The organism is Streptomyces alboflavus (assembly GCF_000716675.1).
Classification (GTDB): domain Bacteria; phylum Actinomycetota; class Actinomycetes; order Streptomycetales; family Streptomycetaceae; genus Streptomyces; species Streptomyces alboflavus.
This window is the reverse complement of sequence record NZ_JNXT01000130.1, coordinates 1-2,997: the sequence shown is the minus strand read 5'-3', so window position 1 is coordinate 2,997 and position 2,997 is coordinate 1. Positions and strand designations below refer to the sequence as shown.

Sequence of the window (2,997 nt, the reverse complement as noted above, 5' to 3'; positions counted from 1 at the left end):
AAGAAGCCGACGAGGTCGGTGAGGTTGTCGTCGGTGCGGTTGGCGATGGGGGAGCCGATGGTGATGTCGTCGCCGGCGCCGAGGCCGTGCAGGAGGACGACCAGAGCCGACTCCAGAACCATCGACTCCGTCGCCCCGTGCGCGCGGGCGAGTTCGGCCACGGCGGTCATGACCCGGCCGTCGACGGAGAACTCGACGGCGTCGCCCCGGTGACTGGCCCGCTGCGGTCGGGGCCGGTCGGTGGGCAGTTGGAGGGGCTGCGGGATGTCGGCCAGCTCGTCGCGCCAGTAGGCGATCTGGGTGGACAGGAGGCTGTCGGGGTCGTTGTCGTCGCCGAGGAGGTCGCGCTGCCAGAGGGCGTAGTCGACGTACTGGGCGGGCAGTTCGGTCCAGCGTGGTGCCTGGCCTGCGAGGCGGGCGGTGTAGGCGGTGTTGAGGTCGCGGGCCATCGGGGCCAGCGAAGCGCCGTCGCACGCGATGTGGTGCACCAGCCACACCAGCACGTGCTCACGCGCGCCCAGGCGCAGCAGGGTCGCCCTGACGGGTATCTCCCCGGCCAGGTCGAAGCGGTGCGTGGCGAACTCCGCGAGGGCCGCCTCCACCCCGCCGGTCCCGACGTCCAGGACCGGAACGTCCAAGTGCACGTCCTGCGCGGGCAGGATCCGCTGGTAGGGCACGCCGTCCTCGTCCTCGGCGAAGACGGTTCGCAGGCTCTCGTGCCGGGCCACCACGTCCCGCATGGCGGCGGCGAGTGCCGCCGTGTCCAACTCCCCGCTCAGCCGGAGCGGGAACGGTGAGTTGTACGTGGCCGACGGCCCCTCGAACCGGTCGATGAACCACAGGCGGCGCTGCGCGTACGAGAGCGGCGCGCGTTCCGGCCGCGGCTCGACCCGGGTCAGCGGCGGCCGTGCCCGCTCTCCCTGGTCAAGGCATTCGGCAAGCGCGGCCACGGTGGGCGCGGTGAAGACCGTACGGATCGGCAGCTCGACGCCGAGGGCCGCACGGATGCGGCTGACCAGACGGGTGGCGAGAAGGGAGTGGCCGCCGAGGTCGAAGAAGCTGTCGTCGATACCGACGCCCTCCCTGCCGAGCACGTCGGCGAAGACGCCCGCCAGCAGCTCCTCCTGACGCGTGCGGGGCGTGCGATAGGGCTTGCCGCTGGTGAACTCGGGCTCCGGCAGCGCCTTGTGGTCCACCTTGCCGCTCGGGCTGAGCGGGACGTGCGTCAGGGGCACGAACGCGGACGGCACCATGTGGTCCGGCAGTTGCTTCGCCGCGAAGGAACGCAGGTCGGTGGTTTCGGGCCCGTTCTCCACGTCGGTGAGGACGGTGTAGGCGATGAGCTGCTTGCCGAACTCCGTGCTGTCGCGGGCGACGACCACGGCCTGCGCGACGGCGTCGTGCCGGGTCAGTACCGCCTCGACCTCGCTGGGTTCGACGCGGAAGCCGCGGATCTTCACCTGGGTGTCGGCGCGGCCGTGGTAGACGAGGCTGCCTTCCGGCGTCCAGGTGGCGATGTCGCCGGTGCGGTACATGCGCTCGCCGGGCGTGCCGAAGGGGCAGGCCACGAAGCGTTCGGCGGTGAGGTCGAAACGGCCGAGGTAGCCGCGGGCGAGACGGTCCCCCGCGATGTACAGCTCCCCGGGCGTGCCCGGCAGGACCGGGCGGAGTGCCGAGTCCAAGAGGTAGATCCGGGTGTTGTCCATCGGGCGGCCGATCTCGCCGAGCACGCCGATTTCCTCGCGGTCCGTGACCGCGTGGAACGTGCAGGCCATGGTCGCCTCGGTCGGCCCGTAGCCGTTGATCACACGGGTGTCCGGGCAGGCTGCGAGGATGTTCTCGAAGGTGCCGCGCGGCACGACTTCGCCACCGGTCAAGGTCTCGCGCAGGCCCCTGAGGGCTTCCGGCATCTCCTCGGCGATCACGCGGAAGATGCCTGAGGACGACATCACGGCGGTCAGCCGGTGCTCGGCCACCAGGCGCGCGAGGGTGGCCGTGTCCACGTGTCCGGGCGGCGCGATCACGAGCGTGCCGCCCTTCAGAAGCGGGAACCACTGCTCGTACGTGTTGCAGTCGAATGCCTGCGCGCACTGCGTCAGGACCCGCTCGTGAGCGCCGTCACTGTACCCGCTCTCCGAGCTGAGCCGTACGACGCCACGCTGGGTGACGCCGACGCCCTTGGGCCTGCCGGTGGAGCCGGAGGTGTACATCACGTACGCCAGCTGGTCGGGGTGAGAGGCGACGGCGGGCGGTTCGGTCGACTCGCGGGCCACTTCGGCTCGGGTGTCCGGGGCGTCGAGGATGAGCGAAGGACAGCCGCCCTCCGGCAGGCTCGTCACGTTCTCGGTGTCGGTGACCACGAGCGGGGGCGCGGAGTCGCGCAGCATGTACGCCAGGCGTTCGGCGGGGTACTCGGGGTCCAGGGGCAGGTAGCAGCCGCCCGCCTTGAGGATGGCGATGACGGCGACGACCTGGTCCGCCGACCGGGGCAGGGCGAGGCCCACGACCGAGTCGCGTCGCACGCCGTGTGCGGTGAGCACGCGCGCGAGGCGGTTCGCCCGCTCGTCCAGCTCCTTGTACGTCAGTTCCTGCTCGCCGGAGACGACCGCGAGCCGGTCCGGGCCCGCCGCGACGTGACCGGCGAAGACCTCCACCATGGACTGCTGTACGGCGGGCTTCGCCGTGTCGTTGAAGCCGCGGAGCACCAGTTCGTGCTCGTCCGCCGTGAGCAGGTCCACCGACCCGATACGTCGGCGGGGGTCGGCGGTGAGCCGGCGGAGCAGGCGGACGTAGCGGTCGGCCAGCTTCCTGACCGTGGTCGCGTCGAAGAGGTCGGTGGCGTACTCCACCGAGCCCACGACGCCGCCGTGCGCGGGCTCCTCCATCAGGTTGAAGGTGAGGTCGTACTTCGCCGACTGGCTGTGCGGCCACTCGAGTTCCACTTCGAGGCCGGGCAGGGCGAAGCTTTCGCGGTGGTTGTTCTGCCAGGCGAACATC

At 71.1% G+C, this 2,997-nt stretch carries 1 protein-coding gene; it reads right to left on the bottom strand.

Annotated features, from left to right (window positions below; all coding sequences use genetic code 11):
* A partial coding sequence (locus tag OO63_RS41010; protein WP_033264985.1) for a non-ribosomal peptide synthetase occupies nt 1-2,997 on the bottom strand: 2,997 nt, incomplete at both ends.